The following is an 18778-nucleotide window of genomic DNA, read 5'->3' as shown; positions in this document are numbered from 1 at the left end:
TAGCAGACCGGCAGCCTGTATCAAGACCCAATGGCCTTGAGCCTTTACCGAGATCTGCACGATGAAATCTTCCGTTGCCGTAAACATGGGCGCGTTTGGCGTACTTGCCTGCGGGATGAGCCTGCTGGCGCTGATGCCTGCATTCGCCCTGGCTGCCGAAAGCCCCCTGACCCAGGCGATCAACCGAATCACTGCCGACAATCGCCAGGAGCGCGTGATCGAGCTGAGGGAGCTGGGTATCGATCGCCCGATCATCCTCAATGCTACCGACGCACGCCGCGAGCTGTACCTGCCGGTGCCGGCCAATGTGCCATTGACCGAGGCCACGCTGAATTTCGATGCCAGCTACCTGAACGGCGAGGCTGGCCGCAACACGCTGCTGCTGTCGCTGGACGGATATCCGGTACGCGCGCTGGGCCTCAATGAAGAACAGGGCAATGCCAGCGCGACGCTGGGTGTCGACAAGGCAGCACGGGAAAGCGGTTCGGTACGACTGGGGATCGCCTGGTCGTCGGTGATCTCGAAAGTGCTTTGCGAAGACGAACGTGCGATCGGCAACGTGTTGCGCATCGACCCGCACACGCGCCTGACGTACAGCTATGACGCCAGCCAGTTGCAGGACGTCGGCGCGGTATGGAATGCACTGCCCGGCAAACCCGGCCTGCTGGTCGCACCCGGCACATTGTCGAACGCCAGCTACGATGCCGCCTGGCGTCTGGGCGTAGCGCTGGAGCGCATCGGCAAGCAGGCACGCATCCTGCCGTTTCCTGCGGTGCAGGACAGCGTGGACCTGAGCGGCCTGACTATTCCAGCGGAACTCAAGCAGATTCCGGCGTTTGCAGGGCTCGAAGGCAAGGGCCAGTACACCCTGCGCGACCCGGCGGAAATCGGTGCATTGTTGATGCTTGGCCAGACACCTGCGTTGCAGGCCGACCTGGCGATCAGCGATCCACAGCTGCTCAAGGCCATCGACGACGCCATGGACGCTCTCCAGGCGCAGGTGCAGGGTCTGGATGCTTCGGCGGCCAGCGCACTGGGCCAGTGGCGCGAGCGTCACATCAAGAAGCCGCTCGCCAACAGCACCGGGGATGACGTGAGCCTGGCCCTGCTGGGCAATCGTGCGCTGCTGATGATCAAGCCGGAGTCGGCCAACAAGGCCATTGGCCTGTTCAGTTCGGCGTGGAACAAACTGGCGCGCAATCGTCAGCTGACCATTGGCGAAGAAGCCGCCATGCCGCTGAGCGAAGATGGTCGCGTCGCGCTGACCCGTCTGGGCGGCAAGCCCGGCACGGTGGATGTGCTGGCAAAAACCGACTGGAGCGCCTCGTTCCCGCTGGGCAGCGTTGCCTATGACGGTCGCGTACCGGTGACTGCGATGATCGATATCGCTGCCGCCCCGGGCGCATCGGGTACACCACCGGTTGCCACGCTGTTCCTCAACGATTACCTGATCGGTGCGATGCAACTGACTGCCGATGGCAAGAAAGAGCGCATCGAAGCCCGCATTCCGCAGTACGCACTAGCGGCGCAGAACGTCCTGCGCGTGTCCTTCCAGCGTCAGCCGGTCAGCAACCAATGCCTGGAAACGCCGCAAGCGTTCCCGATTTCGGTATTGCCGACCAGCCACATCGTGCTGGACAAGGTCACGCCTGACGAAAACTTCTCGGGCATGGCGGCACGCTTCGCCACCGACACGCAGATCATGGTGCCCAAGGGCTACCTTGAGCGCCCAGCCAGCAGCCTGCCGCAAGTCATCCGCATCGCCAGCGCTTCCGGCGTCTCGCCGTTGCGTGCACAGCTCAGCGTCAGCGATGACGCCAGCGTCGCCGTGACACCGGCCAAGGCGTTCCTGGCCTTCGAACTGCCGGTCAAGGACGGGGCCGAGTCGGTCAAGGCCAGCAACGACGGGCACCTGCTGATCAACCACAAAGAACAGACGCTGCTCGACCTCAAGTCGCTCAACCACCTGGCTTCGCTGCAAGTGATCGAAGCCGGCGGCCAGCACGGCATGGTCTATCGCTCGTTGGGCGGTCAGGCCCCGGTTTTCGAACGTCCGTTACTGCTGGAACGTGGCAACGCCGCGGTGCTGGCTGACAGCGGCCCGATCGCCACCTTCGACGCCAAGGACCCGACCGGCAGCCAGATGATCGAGGAGGAGGAAAGCACCGGCATCGACGCCTGGCGCAAACCATCGCTGCTGTGGCTGATCCCGGCCGGCATCGTACTTTTTCTCATTCTGTTGCTGGCTGGCCGTAGCGCCCGTCGCAATCGCTCGTAACAGGCCGCCGCAATGACGTCGCTCTATTGGCCTTACTGGCTGGCCCATTACTACAGCGTGCTGGAAGTCGCGACGATCGTTGTCGGGCTGATCATTCTGGTATCGAGTATCGATGACCTGTTCATCGATATCTGGTACTGGTCGCGGCGGCTGTACCGCAAGTTCACCGCCGAACGTCGCTACCGGCCACTGACTGCCGAGCAGTTGATTGCCCGCGACGAGCAGCCGCTGGCAATCATGGTCCCGGCCTGGCTGGAATACGACGTCATCGCGCCGATGATCGAAAACATGGTGTCGACGCTCGACTATCAGAACTACGTGGTGTTCGTCGGCACCTACATCAACGACCAGCGCACCATCGATGAAGTGGAGCGGATGCGTCGCCGCTACAAGCAGTTGCACCGCGTGGAGGTGCCGCACGCCGGCCCCACCTGCAAGGCCGACTGTCTGAACTGGGTGATCCAGGCGATTTTTCTGTACGAAAAGACTCACGCCGTACAGTTTGCCGGGACCATCCTGCACGACAGCGAAGACGTGCTGCACCCGCTTGAATTGCGCCTGTTCAATTACCTGCTGCCGCGCAAGGACATGATCCAGTTGCCGGTCGTGTCGCTGGAACGCAACTGGTACGAATGGGTGGCCGGCACCTACATGGACGAGTTTGCCGAATGGCACGGCAAGGATCTGGTGGTACGCGAAAGCATGACTGACACCGTGCCTTCGGCTGGCGTCGGCACCTGCTTCTCGCGGCGTGCACTGATGGTGCTGGCGGATGAAAACCAGAACCAGCCGTTCAATACCGAAAGCCTGACCGAGGACTACGACGTCGGCGCGCGATTGGCTAAGTACGGTATGCAAGCGATCTTCGTACGCTTTCCGGTGCAATTTCGGGTGCTGCGCAAGTCCTGGTTCCGCAAGCCTTATGAATCGACGCTGGAAATGCCGCTGTGCGTGCGCGAATTCTTCCCGGACACCTTCCGCACCGCCTTTCGCCAAAAGGCGCGCTGGACGTTGGGTATCGGCTTGCAAGGCTGGGAGCAAATGGGCTGGACTGGCTCGTTGGCCAACCGTTACCTGCTGTTTCGGGATCGTAAGGGCGTGGTGACATCGTTCGTCAGCATCCTCGCTTACTTTATCCTCATTCAATTGCTGGCGTTGATTGTGCTGCGCTCCAGCGGACTCTGGAACACCAGCTTTCCGACCCCGTTTGAAACCACAGGTCTGATTCAGTACCTGCTGGTGGCCAACGGCATCGCGTTGCTATGGCGAATCCTGCACCGCTGCTACTTCACTACCGTGCTTTACGGCTGGCAGCACGGTTTGCTGTCGATACCGCGCATGGTGGTCGGCAACTTCGTCAACTTCATGGCTGCAGCGCGCGCCTGGCGGATGTTTCTGGTGGGCAAGGTGCTCAACCGCAAGCTGGTCTGGGACAAGACCATGCATGACTTTCCGTCTTCCGACCTGATTGCCGTAGCGCCACGCCGCCTGGGTAGCGTGCTGCTGTCCTGGCAAGCCATCAACGACGAAAAACTGCAGACCGCACTGGCTGAACAACAGACCCGTCAGCTGCCGCTGGGCAGGATTTTGCTTAGCCACGGCTGGCTCGACGATGAAACCCTGGCTGAGGCCATCGCTTTTCAGAACGACCTGCCACGGGTATTCGACATTGCCGGCAAACGTGCGACAAACGATGTGCTGGCCGATGAGTTCTGCCTGCGCTGGCGTGTCGTGCCGTTGCAAATGAATGCGCTGGGTCGCCAGGAAATTGCCGTGGCCAGCCCGCTGCCGCCTGATGGTCTGCAACAGATTACCGAGCAACTGGGTGCCGAGCCGGTGCAGTTGATTGCCCGTGAAAGCGACATCGTCGCGCAGTTGCGTCAGCTTCAGTTGGTCGAGGGTCAGCCGCTTCCAGCCAGAGCGCCACTGCTCGGCGATCTGCTGATCGAGCAAGGCCTGCTGGACCGCGAAGTGTTCCAGAAAGCCATGCTCGGCTACCGCCCGCATGTGCATGGCCGGATCGGCGATTACCTGGTCGACATCGGCGTGCTGTCCAGAGAAACCATCGAACAGGCTGTGGCACGTCAGCACAACCATTACCGATCTGACGATCAAACGGAGCAGCCACTATGAAGCGCCCCTTCATCCTGTCGCTGCTGGTGAGCGGCCTGGGTCTTGTTGCACCGCTCAGCCAGGCGGAAACACTACCCTTGCCGTTGACCGGACCCGCCTATGCCATCGCCAACGAAGCCTACATGGCCTACAACCGCAAGGACTACGACCTGGCCATCGCCAAGGCGCGCGAAGCGTTGCGTCAGCGTGCGGATGCCGATCAGTTGCGTGATCTGATTGCCCTGGCAGAACGTGACAAATACCGCCGCGATCACCCGGCCCGCTTCCCCAAGGCGCGCCCCAAGCCTGGCTACCTGGAAGGCAATCAGGCGCTGCGTGCCTACGCCAACCGCGACTACGACGGCTCGGCCAGTCATGCACGCAAGGCCATTGCCCAGGCACCTAAGAATCTCGATTACCGCATGATGCTGATCGAGGCGCTGCAACGTCAGCAGCGTCTGGACGAAGCGCAGGCAGCGATCAACGAGGCCGAGCAGGCACTGGGGCCGCAACAGGTCCTGACGCGTCGTCGGCAGGCGATTCAGGAGCAGGTGGCGGTCGACAAGGCAGCCACTGGCTATAAAGCATTGGCACGCGGCGATAACGACACCGCAGTCAGCGAGGCGCGGGAGGCTGTGCGCAGTTTTCCCAAACAGATGGCCTACCGCAAACTGCTGGTCAGCGCATTGATCGCTCAAGGGCAGTATGCCGAAGCGCGCTCTGCGGCCACCGAAGCGCTGGCGCTGAATGGCAACGACGCCACCCTGCTCGTCCAGCGCGGACAAATGCGTCAACGCTTGGGCGATCAGGACGGTGCACGTCAGGACTTCGCTCAGGCAATGGCGGTCGGCAACCTGCCGCTGCGTGAGCAGGCCTCGTTGTATGCCGCCATGGGCCAGCCGAGTGAAGCACTGCAACGTCTGCAGCAAGCTCGCGATGCGGGCGAACTGCAACCCGGCGATGAAGTGCAGATTGCCTATTTCCTCAGTCAGGCGGGCGATGATCAAGGCGCACTGGATACGTTCAAGCGTGTCGACCGTCAGTCCGGTCTCAAGCCCCGCGAAGTACAGGATGCCGCCTACAGCGCGATGCGCACATCGGATGATGCGCAAGCCATCGCCTATTTCAAACGCGTCCTCGATTATCAGCAGACCGGCGATCTGCAGATGCCCGCGCAACAGGTGTTCGACACCCGACGCGCCGTGTCTGATCTGTCCCGTGAATGGGGCCTGACCAATACCACGACTTATCGCGGTGCCAGCACCAGCAGCGGCCTGAGCGGCGCGCCCGGCGGCAGCAATGACAGCGTGCAGAACAGCACCGAAGTGTTCTGGCGCCCCTTCGGTTACCGTAACGCGCGCTTCGTCGAGCTTTACGGACGCGTCACCGACACGCTGTGGAGCAAGGAAGGCGACTCCGACACAGGCGCGGACGCCTTGCAGGGCGCGCTCGGTATCCGGGTCAAACCGTTCAGCGCAGTCAACGTGATCGGCGCCTTCGAACGCACCTTTCCGCTCGGCAACTCGAACGCCGACGGCGACTGGCTGGTGCGCCTGGGCTACGGCTCGAGCATCGGCACCGACCTGCGCGTCGATGTACCGAGCTGGTGGACTTCGCAGCTGTACGCTGAAGGCGGGCGCTATCTGCAGGACAAGCGCAACTATTTCAACAGTGAATGGCAGGTCGGGCGCAGCTTCCGTCTGGACAGTATCAGCCCGCGGCTGGTGGTATTTCCCCACGTAGTCGCCGCAGTGGACTACGATTCAAAGATGCGCAGTGAAGTCGACAGCCTCGGCCGTAGCAGCACATCCTCCGGTAACGCTGGCGGTCTTGGTGTCGGTACGGGCGTGCGTTACTGGTTCCGTGAGGACAAATACAAGGCACCGCAGTCGTATGTCGATTTCTCCGTGCAGTATCGCGAGAAGGTATTTGGCGATGACCGTGCAGAAGGCGTCTTCGCGCGCATGACGTTCTCGTGGTGATCCACGCCCGTCATCCATCAGGGAGTAATGTTTGAAGGCTCTGGCCGCACTGCTGCGACAGGCAACATTGATCAAGACCTCGGTGGCCGCCCTGCTGGTGGGGGCGATCGCCCTCGGCACCAGCGAGCTGTATCTGCTGATCCAGCCCAAGGGCCCGGGGGTTGTCGGCATCGTCTGGCAACCGGATAACGCAACGGTAGGCATAAGCGGCAACTGGGACAGGCTCGGCGCACGGCAACTGCTCGTGCAGTGGACGGCGGTCGATGATCAGGCGTTCATACCGGGCACCCCGATGAGCAGTGTGCCGGTGTTGCCGGACTGGACACGGATCGGTAAGGAGCCGTGGGCCCAGGAAGTGATCCTCGGACTGGCCGGGTACTTCAGCGAAACCCGCTCGCGGGACAATATCGAGCAGCTGGCGGTGCTTTCGGCGCAACTGGCCAAGGTGAAAACGCCGCTCAATGTCACCGGCTGGTACTTCCCCGCCGAGGTCGACCCCAGCTGGAGTCGTGCCAAGGAGTTACCGGCACTGCTGGCGAAACTGCCCAGACCACTGTGGATCAGCGTCTACGACGGCGCCAATATCGGGCCCGCCGCCACAGCGGACTGGCTGAAAACCTGGCTGCCGGACGATATCGGTGTGTTCTTTCAGGATGGTGTGGGCGTCTATGCCCGCACCGCTCCGGTTGCCCGCACCTACGCCGACGCCCTGCGCAAACGGCTGGGCAAGAATCGCGTCAGAATCATCGTCGAAGCCTTTCGCCCGCAGGTAGGCGGCGGCTTCCGCCCGGCAACGGCGGCCGAACTGAAACCGCAGATTGCAGCTTTCGATGGCTATCCGCTGTACCTGTTCGACGGTCCTCACTATGTGACACCCGACCTGATAGAAGCCCTGAACAAGTAGAAACACGTGGCGCTGGACGAAATTCGCGCACAGGGCTACAAAGAGTCTTCGCACTGGATTTCGAGCCGCACGGAGTGGTCCATGACGCCACGTCAGCATTGCCTGGCCTGCCTGCAACAGACACCGCCCTCGGTGTTTGAAGCTGCGTTATGGGTGTCGACCGAACATGACGCACATTTCGAGTGGCATGAGGTAATGAGCGAAATGGCCCAGTTGCAGCGCCAGATAAATTCAGCGCTGCCTGTCCTGCCTGCGCCTGAACTTGCCCAACCGCTGTTACGGCAACTCAATGCCCTGGGCTTTCAGCAGAATGACTGGAACCCTCCCAAACCCGATTCGGCCCTTCTGCACAAGATCGTGCTGCAGCGTCGAGGTCAGCCACTGGGGCTGGCAATGATTGCGCTGGAGATCGCACGGCGCCTGGACATTACCCTGGAAGGCGTGAATTTCCCGGGTCACTTCCTGTTGCGCGTGCCGGGTGCCGATCATCTGCTCGACCCCTGCAGCGGGCGCAGGCTCTATCCCGCTGACTGCCGCGAGCTGTTGATCAGGCAGTTCGGCCCAACCATGCAGCTGCGCGCCGAGCATATGACTCGCGCCACCCCGACCAGCATGCTGCAACGGTTGTCGCGCAACCTGCGGCATCTGCACCAGATCAACGATAATGTTCTTGCGGCGCTCAAGGATGCCGACCGCATCGTCGAACTGGGCCAGGCCACCAGCAGCGATCACCTGGCCCGCGCCAGCCTTTATCAGTTGCTCGAATGCCCGCAGGCCGAACGTTTCGATCTGGAACGCGCGCTATTGCTCAGTGAAGACCCGATGCAAAGACTCCAGCTTGCCGAGCGCCTGAGCCGCTTACCGTTAAACCACCGCGTTCATTGAGCAACCGGCTCATTCGCTGCGAATTGTTACCCGCCAGGTAATGCTGCATATCCTGTGCGGGGATTTTTCGGGCGCGTGATGGCGGTTAACCTGCGCGCGTTAAATCGACGTGGATTTGCAAGCTCCCTTGATCCTGCGTTTTGTTTGGCCGCCGTGCAGGTCTCTGTGCAGCGGCCTTTTTTATTGCCCGCAGATTAATACTCTCCGCGTTATATCGTGCAGCCTGCCTCAGCCCTTGGCATCCGGCGTTCTTTTGATCAGCCCCTTGTTTTCCATGTCCTTGATCTTGCGCATCTCGTAACTGTCGCCCGACTCGGCAAACACCTGAAGATTCTGCATGATATGGATGGTCCTGATGTAATCAGGCAATAGCGCCTTGGCATATGGATCGCCGCTCAGCGCCTTCTCTTTCATATCGATGATCCGATTGGCAAAAAACTCCAGCGCGTTGATTTCCTTGCTGGGGTCGACCAGTTTGCCTTTCTTGTCGAACTCATCGCCTGCGCGACTCATCAACTCGGCGGTGTGATTATCGATCATGCCGAACTTGTATAAAATCATCCCCGCTCTGTTGAGATCCTTGGGGGTTATCTGTTCGGGATTGAAGCCCTTGAACAGCGGCTTCATCTTGCGCTTTTCCATCGCCAGCGCATTGAGCGCAATCGAATTTTCACCCACCTCCTGAAGCACCTGGGTTACCTGTGCCGCAGCCTTCTTGACCTTGACTCGTTCAGGAGGCGCGGCGACGCTTACCGGTGGAAGTTCGCCCCATATTGATTTGGCCATGTGTTACTCCAGATATGAATGTGTTCGAACTTCATATCGGAGTGGAAGATGCTTAATTAATAGACCTGCAAAAATCCATACTCGACCTACAGGGCAAAAAGACAGTTCTTACATAACACAGTGAAACTTCCCATATACAATTAAGCAACCCGCTTAAAGATGCGCACACGTTCAACAAACACTCTCGTCTTGCGTCAGCTAGCAAAGGCGGGTTATTTAACGTACTTCTGCAGGTTGACCATCATCTCTTTCAACGCTTCGCCAGTGTCGGCAGGATGCGCTGCGTTGGCGAAATCACCAATCGCCTGCCACTGCTGCGCAACGTCTTGCGGGCTGAAACCTGTCTGCGGGTCGAAGCAGGCCCCCTGACTGCGCTGCCAACGGACCTTGCCGATCCAGCCGCCGCCCACTTCGAACAGGTCGCCACTGCTCTGACATTGTTCGCTGCACAGGTACACCACCAGCGGGCTGACCAGTTCGGGCTTGAGCAGCTCGAAGACATTAGCGGGGATCAGGCCCTCGGTCATGCGTGTGCCGCCCGTTGGCGCTATGGCGTTGACGAAGATGCGGTTCTTGCGACCTTCCAGCGCAAGGGTGCGGGTCAGCCCGTAAAGCCCCAGCTTGGCCGTCGCGTAATTGGCTTGCCCGAAGTTGCCGTAGATACCGGACGTCGATGACGTAAAGATCACCCGTCCGTAGTTCTGCTCGCGAAGGTAAGGCCAGGCGGCATGGGTGACTTTGTAAGCACCCTCGACATGGACGCGATAGACCAGATCCCAGTCGGCGTCCTGCATGTTGGCGAAGGTCTTGTCACGCAGGATGCCCGCGTTGTTGACCAGCACATCGATGCGCCCGAATGCGTCCAGCGCATGCTGCACGATGTGGCCGCCCTCGGTCACCGAATCATGATTGGCTATCGCTGTGCCGCCTGCCGCGCGAATCTCGGCGACGACGCGATCTGCGGCAGACGCGCTGGCACCTTCGCCATGCGCCGAACCGCCCAGGTCATTGACCACCACCCGCGCGCCATGTTTCGCAAACAGCAGCGCATGAGCCCGACCCAGCCCACCCCCTGCGCCGGTCACAACCACGACTTTATCGTCAAAACGTACTGACTCGCTCATCGCTGGCTCCATGCCTCAGGAATACGTTGCGATGAGTGTCGTCCACGTCCGGCACAGCCACAATCAACACTGCTGTGCTGAATCATGCCCGATAAAGACGCGCGATGTTTTCAGCCCAGGTGCTTGATGAACGCTTCCAGCCAAGGCTCGGCGTCGGTTTCCGGGGTGACGCTTTCGCTTCCGTCCAGACGCAACATATCCTGGACTTCGGTAACGCCCATTTCAGCGAACAATTCGCGCATCTGCTCACCGCCCGCGCAGAAGGTGTCGCCGTAACTGGCATCGCCCAGTGCAATCACCGCGCCGGGCAAGCCGCGCAGTTCGCCTGGCAGACCGTCGCGCAGCGCTGAATAAAGAGGCATGAGGTTGTCGGGCAACTCACCCATGCCGGTGGTCGATGTCACGGCCAGGATCGCCTGAGGCTCGAAGGCGAGCAGCTCCGGCAACATGAGCCGGGGATTGACGAGCGTCTCATGGCCGGCGGCACGCAACAATGCAGCGGCGTGTCTGGCGACTTCCTCGGCCGATCCGTAGACCGTTCCACACACGATGGCGACTTTCATGGTTATTCCTGCAGCAGCTTAAAAAAGTGAAACATTATGCCTTAGAATGCCGTCTGAATTTTCTACGGACCATTCTGCCTTCGGTCTGCCCGGAGAAACACAGCAGAGTTGAAACACTTGAATGAAAAAATATGATGAATGGTCCGAACACATTACGGAATCAATGGTCTTTGTTCTCAATAACCGGTTAGACCGAGCCTCCGCCCATGCAACCTGATTCACTACTCACCCAGGCTGAGCTGGATTTTATCCAGAGCATGCACCGCAACCCTCAGCTGAACGTACGTGACAGTACGCGTAGCCTGCTGGTCAACGGTGGCATCCAGATTCAGGATCTGCTGACCCGACTGGCCGCTCATGAGCAGGTCACGATCCATGCGCAGTTCGAGAATCAGCAGATGAATTTCCCGCTGCATCTGGTCGAGGACGAATTCCACGCACTGCATCTGGAGCTCGGCGCGCCGAGTATTTTCGAGGAAGGCCCGAAGATCCGCCCATGGCGGCTTGTGCTGGAAGAACCCATCCCTCTCGAAACAGAAAAGGGTGCATTGACGGCACTCTGGGTTCATGAGTTGTCGTTCAAGGGTGTGTTGCTCGAGTACCGCAAGGAAGGCAAGCTGCCGAGAAACTTTTCCGCCTGGTTCAACCCGCCGGGTCAAGCGCCCATTCCGATGCGCGGCAAGCTTGAGCGAATGATCGGGCAAAACGTCGGTGCCTATCATTTCAGCAAGCATGGCAAGGACGATGCCGAGCGCTTGCGCCAGTACATCCTGCAAGAGCATCGTCGCAAGCATCCATCCTTGCACAAGTAACCTGCCTGCCCGACAACGCTCTACCGGTCTATCAGCGTTTCAGGAATAATCCTTGCTTGCTGTTCAAGTGAAGCTGTCGCGACCCACCATCCCGGATCGCGGCATGTGACCTCCCTACCCGGGAATTTCACGCCTCTACCGGAGATATACAATGTCTACCTCACCCGTCACCTTGATGGTTGCACGCCGCGTGGCGCAGGGTCGCTACCATGAAATGATGGCCTGGCTGCACGAAGGCGAACAGTTGGCCACGGACTTTCCAGGGTATCTGGGTTCAGGGGTACTGGCGCCGCCGCCCGGCGACGACGAATTTCAGATCATTTTCCGCTTCACCGATGAGCACACCATGCACGCCTGGGAGCATTCCGCCTCCCGACGCTCCTGGCTGGTGCGCGGCAGCGGTCTTTTCGCACAACCTTCGGAGCATCGGGTCAGCGGCATCGACGGCTGGTTCGGCGCAATCGATCAGCGTCCGCCACGCTGGAAACAGGCTGTCGCGATCTGGCTGGCGTTTTTCCCCGTGTCGCTGATCTTCAACTTTCTACTCGGCCCGTTGCTCAATCATCTGGACCTGTTACCGCGCATCATGATCAGTACAGCGGTGCTCACCCCGCTGATGGTCTACCTGTTCATCCCGCTGTCCACGCGCCTGCTCGCACCCTGGCTGCAGAGCACGCCTGCACCGGCACGCCCTACGCAATCACCTTCCCCTCGCTAGACTCATAAAGACCTGTACACCTTTACACCTCGGTACAGGTCTTGGTCGCGTCCCAGCCCCGCTCGTTCCCTCAGCCTCCCCGTGCTCAGCGCCTTCGAGCACTGCCTCGGCGAGTTTCATGATGTCCAGGGTTGTACAAAAAAATTCTCTGGTATAACTTTGCCTGTAAACCGGAAGAAACAATCGACCGTACAATCCCCGTCCACTACGGATAACCGATACGTGAGCTGTCGATGGCAATGTCTTCTGCACCTATCCTGATCACCGGCGCCAGCCAGCGCGTGGGCCTGCATTGCGCCTTGCGTCTGCTGGAACACGGGCAACGGGTGATCATCAGTTATCGCACCGAGCACGAAAGTGTGACGGAACTGCGCCAGGCTGGCGCGGTGGCCATCCACGGGGATTTTTCCTGCGAAGCCGGCATCATGGCTTTTGTCGAGCTGTTGAAAACCCAGACCTCAAGCCTGCGGGCCATTGTCCACAACGCTTCCGAGTGGCTGGCAGAAACACCGGGCGATGAAGCCGACAACTTCACACGCATGTTCAACGTGCACATGCTGGCGCCCTACCTGATCAATCTGCATTGCGAGTCGTTGCTGACCGCCAGCGAGGTCGCTGACATCGTGCATATCAGCGATGACGTGACCCGCAAGGGCAGCAGCAAGCATATCGCCTACTGCGCAACCAAGGCCGGCCTGGAAAGCCTGACGCTGTCCTTCGCCGCCAGGTTCGCCCCACTTGTCAAAGTCAACGGCATAGCACCGGCGCTGTTGATGTTTCAACCCAAGGATGATGCGGCCTACCGCGCCAACGCCCTGGCCAAGTCGGCCCTGGGCATAGAGCCTGGTGCAGAAGTGATCTACCAGAGCCTGCGTTACCTTCTGGACAGCACCTATGTCACCGGCACAACACTGACCGTAAACGGCGGACGGCACGTCAAGTAAGCCGCCCCGAGGATCATTCTGATGAGTTCGTCCCTGCCCCAGCACTATCGAGACATTCTGCTCGGCCTTGGTGAAGATCCAGACCGCGAAGGTCTCCTGGATACGCCGAAACGCGCCTCCAAAGCCATGCAGTATCTGTGTCATGGCTACACCCAGAGCGTCGAAGAGATCGTTAATGGCGCCCTGTTCGCCTCCGACAACGATGAAATGGTCATCGTCCAGAACATCGAGTTGTACTCGCTTTGCGAGCACCACCTGCTGCCGTTCATAGGCAAGGCGCATGTGGCGTACATTCCGACCGGCAAGGTACTGGGCCTGTCGAAGATCGCACGCATCGTCGACATGTTTGCCCGCCGTCTGCAGATTCAGGAAAACCTGACCAAACAGATTGCCGATGCGATTCAGAAAGTCACCGGAGCCGCCGGTGTGGCTGTGGTCATCGAAGCCCAGCACATGTGCATGATGATGCGCGGCGTCGAAAAGCAGAATTCAACCATGAACACGTCAGTGATGCTGGGGGCCTTCCGTGACTCGAGCACCACACGCATGGAGTTTCTGCAATTGATCGGACGGAGCAGACAATAATGGCAAGACTCGAACCTGGCACCGCGCGCATCCGGGTCAAGGACCTGCGCCTGCGTACCTTCATCGGTATCAATGAGGACGAAATCCTCAACAAACAGGACGTGCTGATCAACCTGACGATTCTCTATGCCGCTCAGGAAGCGGTCCGGGATAACGACATCGAGCATGCCCTCAACTATCGCACCATCACCAAGGCCATCATCCAGCACGTCGAGGGCAATCGCTTTGCCCTGCTGGAAAGACTGACCCAGGAAGTGCTGGATCTGGTGATGAGCCACGAGGCGGTGACCTACGCTGAAGTGGAAGTCGACAAGCCGCATGCCCTGCGCTTTGCCGAGTCGGTATCGATCACGCTCGCCGGTCAACGCTGAAACTCTTATCATGACGTCAACCGTCTACTGAAAAGAGCCCGTCATGACCGAGCAAGAACGCCTCGAACTCGAAGCCGCAGCCTTCCGCCGACTGGTCGCGCATCTGGACAGCCGCAAGGATGTCCAGAACATCGACCTGATGAACCTGTCCGGCTTTTGCCGTAATTGCCTGTCCAAGTGGTACAAGGCCGCCGCTGACGAAAAGCACATCGACCTCAGCATCGATGATGCGCGTGAAGTGGTTTATGGCATGCCGTACAGCGAGTGGAAAGCCCGCTATCAGAAAGAAGCGAACGCCGAACAACAGGCGGCGTTCGTCAAGGAAACCAAACAACATGACTGATCTGAATTCCCTGCGCACCCGCCTGCGCAGCGGCGAGCATGCGTTTGCCGACACCCTGGCGTTCATCGCCGAAGGCTACGACTACCAGCCTCAGGCCTTCAGAAACGGCGACGTCGACAATGCTGCCGGGCAAAACGAAGGGTCGTGCAAGACGCTGGGCCTGGCGCTACTGGAAGGCTTGACTGACGAAGAGGCGCTGCTGGCGTTCGGCGAGCATTACCGCTCGGTACAAGCCACACCTGAAGGCAGCGACCACGGCAATATCCGTGCGCTGATCGCGAATGGTCTGGCGGGTGTGAAGTTTGAAGGCGAGCCGCTCAAGCGCAAGGCTTGATCGGCTGGGTTGAAATCACATCGTTCTAGTGCCCATACCTGGGCACTCCACGCTATACACGCGTCCTGGTAAGCCCGGAAAACGGGGTTAAACACAGCATGAGGCAGAGTACAGTCCACTGTGGGAGTGAGCTTGCTCACGAAGGCATCGGTTCAAACACCCTGTTTCCGGGGGATGTACTGACCTCTTCGCGAGCAATGCGGATCGCTCCCATAAGATTTGTGTATAGCAATGAGCGCTAAGGCACGAGAGCAAATCAGAACGATACGTCAGCCAGCCCGTCCAAGTAGCGCTCGACGTCCAGTGCCGCCATGCAGCCGGCACCGGCCGAGGTAATGGCTTGGCGATACACGTGGTCAGCCACGTCGCCGGCAGCGAATACGCCTTCGACGCTGGTCGCCGTGGCGTTGCCTTCACGGCCACCCTGCACAACCATGTAACCGTCTTTCAACGCCAACTGACCGTCGAACAACGAGGTGTTTGGTGTGTGGCCGATCGCGATGAACACACCGTCGACTTTCAGCTCGCTGCTGCTGCCGTCGTTGTTCTTCAGGCGCGCACCGGTCACACCCATGTTGTCACCCAGAACTTCGTCCAGTGTGGCGTTGAGCTTGAGTTCGATCTTGCCCTCGGCGACACGTGCGTGCAGCTTGTCGATCAGGATTTTCTCGGCACGGAAGGTTTCGCGACGGTGAACCAGGGTCACCTTGCTGGCGATGTTGGCCAGATACAGCGCCTCTTCAACCGCCGTGTTACCACCACCCACCACTGCGACTTCACGGTTGCGATAGAAGAAGCCATCGCAGGTGGCGCAGGCAGACACACCCTTGCCCATGAACGCTTCTTCCGATGGCAGGCCCAGGTAGCGGGCGCTGGCGCCGGTGGCAATGATCAGAGCATCGCAGGTGTAGGTTGCGCTATCGCCCTGCAGGCTGAACGGCTTGCCAGCCAGGTCAACGGAATTGATGTGGTCGAAGACAATTTCAGTCTCGAAACGCTCGGCATGCTCGCGCATGCGTTCCATCAGCGCAGGACCGGTCAGACCGTGCGGGTCGCCTGGCCAGTTATCAACTTCTGTAGTCGTGGTCAATTGGCCGCCAGCCTGCATGCCAGTGATCAGCAGAGGCTTGAGGTTGGCGCGAGCGGCGTAGACCGCAGCGCTGTAACCGGCAGGGCCGGAACCGAGAATGATCACTCGGGAATGACGTACGTCTGACATGACACACTCCTATCGACCGACCGTTTACGCCGCGGTCGGGACGGCTGGATAAAAAGGACCACCGAAACGCTTGGGGAAGCGTCGTTTGGTTCGGCAGGTCCTGAAAATTCTGACCTGAAGGACAGGTCCTAGATTGCCGAACAGCCTATCGGGGCCGCAGAGGTTAAGGAAATATCGTTTCACAATCCACCCTATAGGTCACTTCTATAGCGCGGGCGCTTGAAAGCGGCGCCATCCGGATATTCTTCGTCGAAGGATACGCCACAAGTCTGACATGCTCAAAAACCGTCGGCGCTCCGCTCTTTCATGGCCATCACAAAGCCGGTAAGGTCACGCCTTTCAAGCACTCGGAGACTCCCATGCCCGCTCCCGCCCTTACCGGCCCGCAATACCTGAGAGAGGGCCTGAAACTGGTCCTCAGCCCTGGCTTGCGCTTGTTCGTTCTACTGCCATTGAGCATCAACGTGGTGTTGTTCTGCGGCCTGATCTATCTGGCGGTGCACCAGTTCGAGCTGTGGGTCGACACCTTCATGCCGACCCTGCCCCACTGGCTGAGCTTTCTCAGTTATATCCTCTGGCCACTGTTCGTGGCGCTGGTGCTGCTGATGGTGTTTTTCACTTTCACCATGGTCGCCAACATCATTGCCGCACCGTTCAACGGGTTTCTGTCCGAAAAGGTCGAAGCCGTGGTTCGTGGCGTAGACGAATCGCCCGATTTCAGCTGGGCCGAACTGGTTGCCATGGTGCCCCGCACCCTGGCCCGCGAAGCACGCAAGCTGGGCTACATGCTGCCACGCATGCTCGGCCTGTTCATCCTGTCGTTCATCCCGGTCGCCAACATCATCGCCGCCCCGCTGTGGCTGTTGTTCGGGGTGTGGATGATGGCGATCCAGTACATCGACTACCCCGCCGACAACCACAAGCTGGGCTGGAACGAAATGCTCGGCTGGCTGAAAAGCAAGCGCTGGCAAAGCCTGAGCTTCGGCGGCATTGTCTACGTCGCCTTGCTGATCCCGGTGGTCAACCTGCTGATGATGCCCGCGGCAGTGGCCGGTGCAACGCTGTTCTGGGTGCGCGAGCGCGGCGCGGATGCGTTGCCGGTGACCCACGCACGAGGCTGAATGCCGACCTGCCGGGCCGCGCCATGCGGTTCGGCACACCCGAAGAAAAATCACACGCATATAAATATGCACCGCAACTCACCCCGCCAACCAAGGCTAAATGGGGCCTCAATCAATCCGTTCATGTGAAGCCAGCTTCCATGAAACTCAGCGACACATGAACTTAACAAGGAAGTTAAATCATGAATGCTCAAGTAAATCCTGCTGCACTGACCACCGACAACGCAACCGTTCAGGAAAAGATCCGCGCCTTTCTGGTCAGTGAACTGGCCGAATGGTCGATCAATCCGGACGACGTATACATCAACGGTGTGAACGCCCCTGAAGAAGGCGTGGTCATCAGCTCCAATTCGCTGACAGCCGAAGCCGCGAACCGTGTTTTCGAGAAAGATGCCCCTGCCTATTCCACCCGTACCGCCGGCCTGTTCACCGTCGCCTATTCGTATGCCGATGAACATCGTCTGGATGCACCGGACCTGGCCAAAGTGGGCGAAGTGATCGGCCAACTGGTTCGCGATCTGGGCTGATCGCCCTGCTTGACCGGCTAAGTGACGACGACGCCTGAGAGCGTGCCGAACAGATAGTGAGTTATCTGTTCGGCACTCCAGCATTAAAAGGGAAACTTCTTACAGCTATATATCAGCACTCTTACAAGCAGCTTATAGAACTCCATTCCGTGTAACGGCAGCGACTTGCCGCAACCCGACACTGCTTGCCGAGATATGAAAAAACATTACACGTAGGAATATTGCGTAGGACATATCTTCCCGACCTCTAATACAAGACCGCAACGACGTAGGAACAACCAATACATTAAATATGGCATTACCCTTGCTTTCCTGATTAAAAAACAGGAGTAATCGCTATGGAAATAAAAGCAGAATCTGCCGCAGAACAACTGTCCTCCTACCGACCCGCATCCCTCGAAAGACTACCGGAAAACCGTTCAGGTCAGTTTGCAAGTCTGTTGAACGCTGCCATCAGACAGACGGAGAAAAAACCTTCAGCCGCATTACCCGCAACACTCGGCAGTTCGGCAATGTCCCGCTCAACTCGCTTCATGGATAGCATGACGATCGAACAACGCAGATCCATTGTGGAGGATAAAGAATTCGTGCCTATGCCTGCAGCAATGGAACGTGCGCGAGGGATTTTCAAATGACCCACACCGACAATGTTTCGCCATTCCTGAACGTTACACCGTTAGGTGTACGGTACAAAACAACACCACGCCCCCCGGCATCAACACCTGAAAGCTTCGCTAGCGTACTTCAAGAAGCCGTCCGCGAAAAAGAAACACCTCACTGCGCAAGGACAATCCTGCGAGGAGGAGAGCTCAGGCCCAAGTTGATGGCACAAGCTCAAAGCAGTCCGGTCGAAGCGAGCTTCCTGGCCAGACACTATGCGTACAATTCATTGACTGGCGAGGGAGTGGATCTATCTGATTACCCCGTGATTCGTTACTGCGCCACGGGCAAGATAGTCACACCCGAGTCGAGCGCTTACTTTCAGAAAATCGGGGGGTGTATGCAAAAAGAGCGAACCGCCCTTTATGAAGAAGAATATTTGAAAGGTACGCCTGCGGCCAGGATACTTGAAAAGATACTAAACTTTAACGACGCTCTTCCTCTCGCATTTCGTGACATGGCAAATTGGTAGCCTGAGCGCCCTCCCTGTCTGGGGGAGGGCGCTTGTGA

Annotated in this window: 20 protein-coding genes; 16 read left to right on the top strand and 4 right to left on the bottom strand. The window is 59.0% G+C overall.

Going from position 1 to position 18778, the window contains the following annotated elements; all coding sequences use genetic code 11:
* Window positions 1-61 precede the first annotated feature (61 nt).
* The 5 genes from PI739_RS00880 (at window position 62) to PI739_RS00860 (ending at window position 8161) form a co-directional block, all read left to right on the top strand.
* The gene (locus tag PI739_RS00880) at window positions 62-2278 is read left to right on the top strand and encodes a cellulose biosynthesis cyclic di-GMP-binding regulatory protein BcsB (protein WP_032609504.1); all 2217 of its coding nucleotides are present in this window, start codon (window positions 62-64) and stop codon (window positions 2276-2278) included.
* A 12-nt stretch (window positions 2279-2290) separates the two neighbouring features.
* Window positions 2291-4411, top strand: a complete 2121-nt coding sequence (locus PI739_RS00875) for a glycosyl transferase family protein (protein WP_054080664.1) — start codon at window positions 2291-2293, stop codon at window positions 4409-4411.
* Complete coding sequence (locus PI739_RS00870) at window positions 4408-6372, top strand: NfrA family protein (RefSeq protein ID WP_080480070.1); 1965 nt, start codon at window positions 4408-4410, stop codon at window positions 6370-6372. The genes PI739_RS00875 and PI739_RS00870 overlap by 4 nt, the downstream gene beginning before the upstream one ends.
* Window positions 6373-6403: 31 nt before the next feature.
* A complete protein-coding gene (locus tag PI739_RS00865; RefSeq protein ID WP_003365460.1) occupies window positions 6404-7276 on the top strand; it encodes an alpha-amylase family protein in 873 nt (290 codons plus the stop codon).
* Between the two features lie 81 nt (window positions 7277-7357).
* Window positions 7358-8161: a SirB1 family protein gene (locus PI739_RS00860; protein WP_003365462.1), complete on the top strand. Its 804-nt coding sequence runs from the start codon at window positions 7358-7360 to the stop codon at window positions 8159-8161.
* 228 nt (window positions 8162-8389) lie between these two features.
* Here the strand turns inward: PI739_RS00860 and PI739_RS00855 are convergent, their stop codons facing one another.
* The 3 genes from PI739_RS00855 to PI739_RS00845 all read right to left on the bottom strand — a co-directional run bounded on the left by PI739_RS00855 (window position 8390) and on the right by PI739_RS00845 (window position 10634).
* Window positions 8390-8947 carry a hypothetical protein gene (locus PI739_RS00855; RefSeq protein WP_003365464.1) on the bottom strand — a complete coding sequence of 186 codons (558 nt, stop codon included), beginning with the start codon at window positions 8945-8947 and terminating at the stop codon, window positions 8390-8392.
* Window positions 8948-9159: 212 nt separating this feature from the next.
* Entirely contained in the window at window positions 9160-10071 is a 912-nt protein-coding gene (locus tag PI739_RS00850; RefSeq protein ID WP_003433651.1) for an SDR family oxidoreductase, read from the bottom strand.
* 110 nt (window positions 10072-10181) lie between these two features.
* Window positions 10182-10634 (bottom strand): flavodoxin, encoded by a 453-nt coding sequence (locus tag PI739_RS00845; protein ID WP_003433653.1) that lies wholly within the window; start codon window positions 10632-10634, stop codon window positions 10182-10184.
* A 206-nt stretch (window positions 10635-10840) separates the two neighbouring features.
* Here PI739_RS00845 and PI739_RS00840 point away from each other — a divergent pair, with 206 nt between their 5' ends.
* The 7 genes from PI739_RS00840 (at window position 10841) to PI739_RS00810 (ending at window position 14741) form a co-directional block, all read left to right on the top strand.
* Complete coding sequence (locus PI739_RS00840; protein ID WP_003365472.1) at window positions 10841-11446, top strand: hypothetical protein; 606 nt, start codon at window positions 10841-10843, stop codon at window positions 11444-11446.
* Window positions 11447-11597: 151 nt separating this feature from the next.
* Window positions 11598-12164, top strand: coding sequence for a putative antibiotic biosynthesis monooxygenase (locus PI739_RS00835; protein WP_003346204.1), 567 nt, complete (start codon window positions 11598-11600; stop codon window positions 12162-12164).
* 233 nt (window positions 12165-12397) lie between these two features.
* Window positions 12398-13108 carry a dihydromonapterin reductase gene (folM, locus tag PI739_RS00830; RefSeq protein WP_003433655.1) on the top strand — a complete coding sequence of 237 codons (711 nt, stop codon included), beginning with the start codon at window positions 12398-12400 and terminating at the stop codon, window positions 13106-13108.
* Between the two features lie 21 nt (window positions 13109-13129).
* Complete coding sequence (gene folE, locus PI739_RS00825; RefSeq protein ID WP_003346200.1) at window positions 13130-13693, top strand: GTP cyclohydrolase I FolE; 564 nt, start codon at window positions 13130-13132, stop codon at window positions 13691-13693.
* Window positions 13693-14064 carry a dihydroneopterin triphosphate 2'-epimerase gene (gene folX, locus PI739_RS00820; protein ID WP_003316983.1) on the top strand — a complete coding sequence of 124 codons (372 nt, stop codon included), beginning with the start codon at window positions 13693-13695 and terminating at the stop codon, window positions 14062-14064. Before folE ends, folX begins: the two co-directional genes overlap by 1 nt.
* 43 nt (window positions 14065-14107) lie before the next feature.
* Window positions 14108-14407 (top strand): DUF1244 domain-containing protein, encoded by a 300-nt coding sequence (locus PI739_RS00815; protein ID WP_054080662.1) that lies wholly within the window; start codon window positions 14108-14110, stop codon window positions 14405-14407.
* Complete coding sequence (locus tag PI739_RS00810) at window positions 14400-14741, top strand: HopJ type III effector protein (RefSeq protein ID WP_003365480.1); 342 nt, start codon at window positions 14400-14402, stop codon at window positions 14739-14741. Before PI739_RS00815 ends, PI739_RS00810 begins: the two co-directional genes overlap by 8 nt.
* A 256-nt stretch (window positions 14742-14997) precedes the next feature.
* Here the strand turns inward: PI739_RS00810 and trxB are convergent, their stop codons facing one another.
* Window positions 14998-15960, bottom strand: a complete 963-nt coding sequence (gene trxB, locus PI739_RS00805) for a thioredoxin-disulfide reductase (RefSeq protein ID WP_003316986.1) — start codon at window positions 15958-15960, stop codon at window positions 14998-15000.
* 359 nt (window positions 15961-16319) lie between these two features.
* On the opposite strand from trxB, the gene cysZ reads away from it, so the two are divergent.
* From cysZ to PI739_RS00785, 4 genes are all read left to right on the top strand, one after another.
* The gene (cysZ, locus tag PI739_RS00800; RefSeq protein WP_003433659.1) at window positions 16320-17081 is read left to right on the top strand and encodes a sulfate transporter CysZ; all 762 of its coding nucleotides are present in this window, start codon (window positions 16320-16322) and stop codon (window positions 17079-17081) included.
* A gap of 182 nt (window positions 17082-17263) precedes the next feature.
* On the top strand, window positions 17264-17608 hold the full coding sequence (locus PI739_RS00795; RefSeq protein ID WP_003433661.1) for a hypothetical protein: 345 nt from the start codon (window positions 17264-17266) through the stop codon (window positions 17606-17608).
* A 338-nt stretch (window positions 17609-17946) separates the two neighbouring features.
* Window positions 17947-18243 carry a hypothetical protein gene (locus PI739_RS00790; RefSeq protein WP_003365486.1) on the top strand — a complete coding sequence of 99 codons (297 nt, stop codon included), beginning with the start codon at window positions 17947-17949 and terminating at the stop codon, window positions 18241-18243.
* Window positions 18240-18740, top strand: a complete 501-nt coding sequence (locus tag PI739_RS00785; RefSeq protein WP_054080661.1) for a hypothetical protein — start codon at window positions 18240-18242, stop codon at window positions 18738-18740. The genes PI739_RS00790 and PI739_RS00785 overlap by 4 nt, the downstream gene beginning before the upstream one ends.
* Window positions 18741-18778 lie beyond the last annotated feature (38 nt).

Origin of the sequence: Pseudomonas cerasi (genome assembly GCF_027983475.1) — a bacterium.
GTDB classification, from domain to species: domain Bacteria; phylum Pseudomonadota; class Gammaproteobacteria; order Pseudomonadales; family Pseudomonadaceae; genus Aquipseudomonas; species Aquipseudomonas cerasi.
Note: the sequence above shows the minus strand (reverse complement) of the source record. Positions and strands in the feature narration are given on the sequence as shown.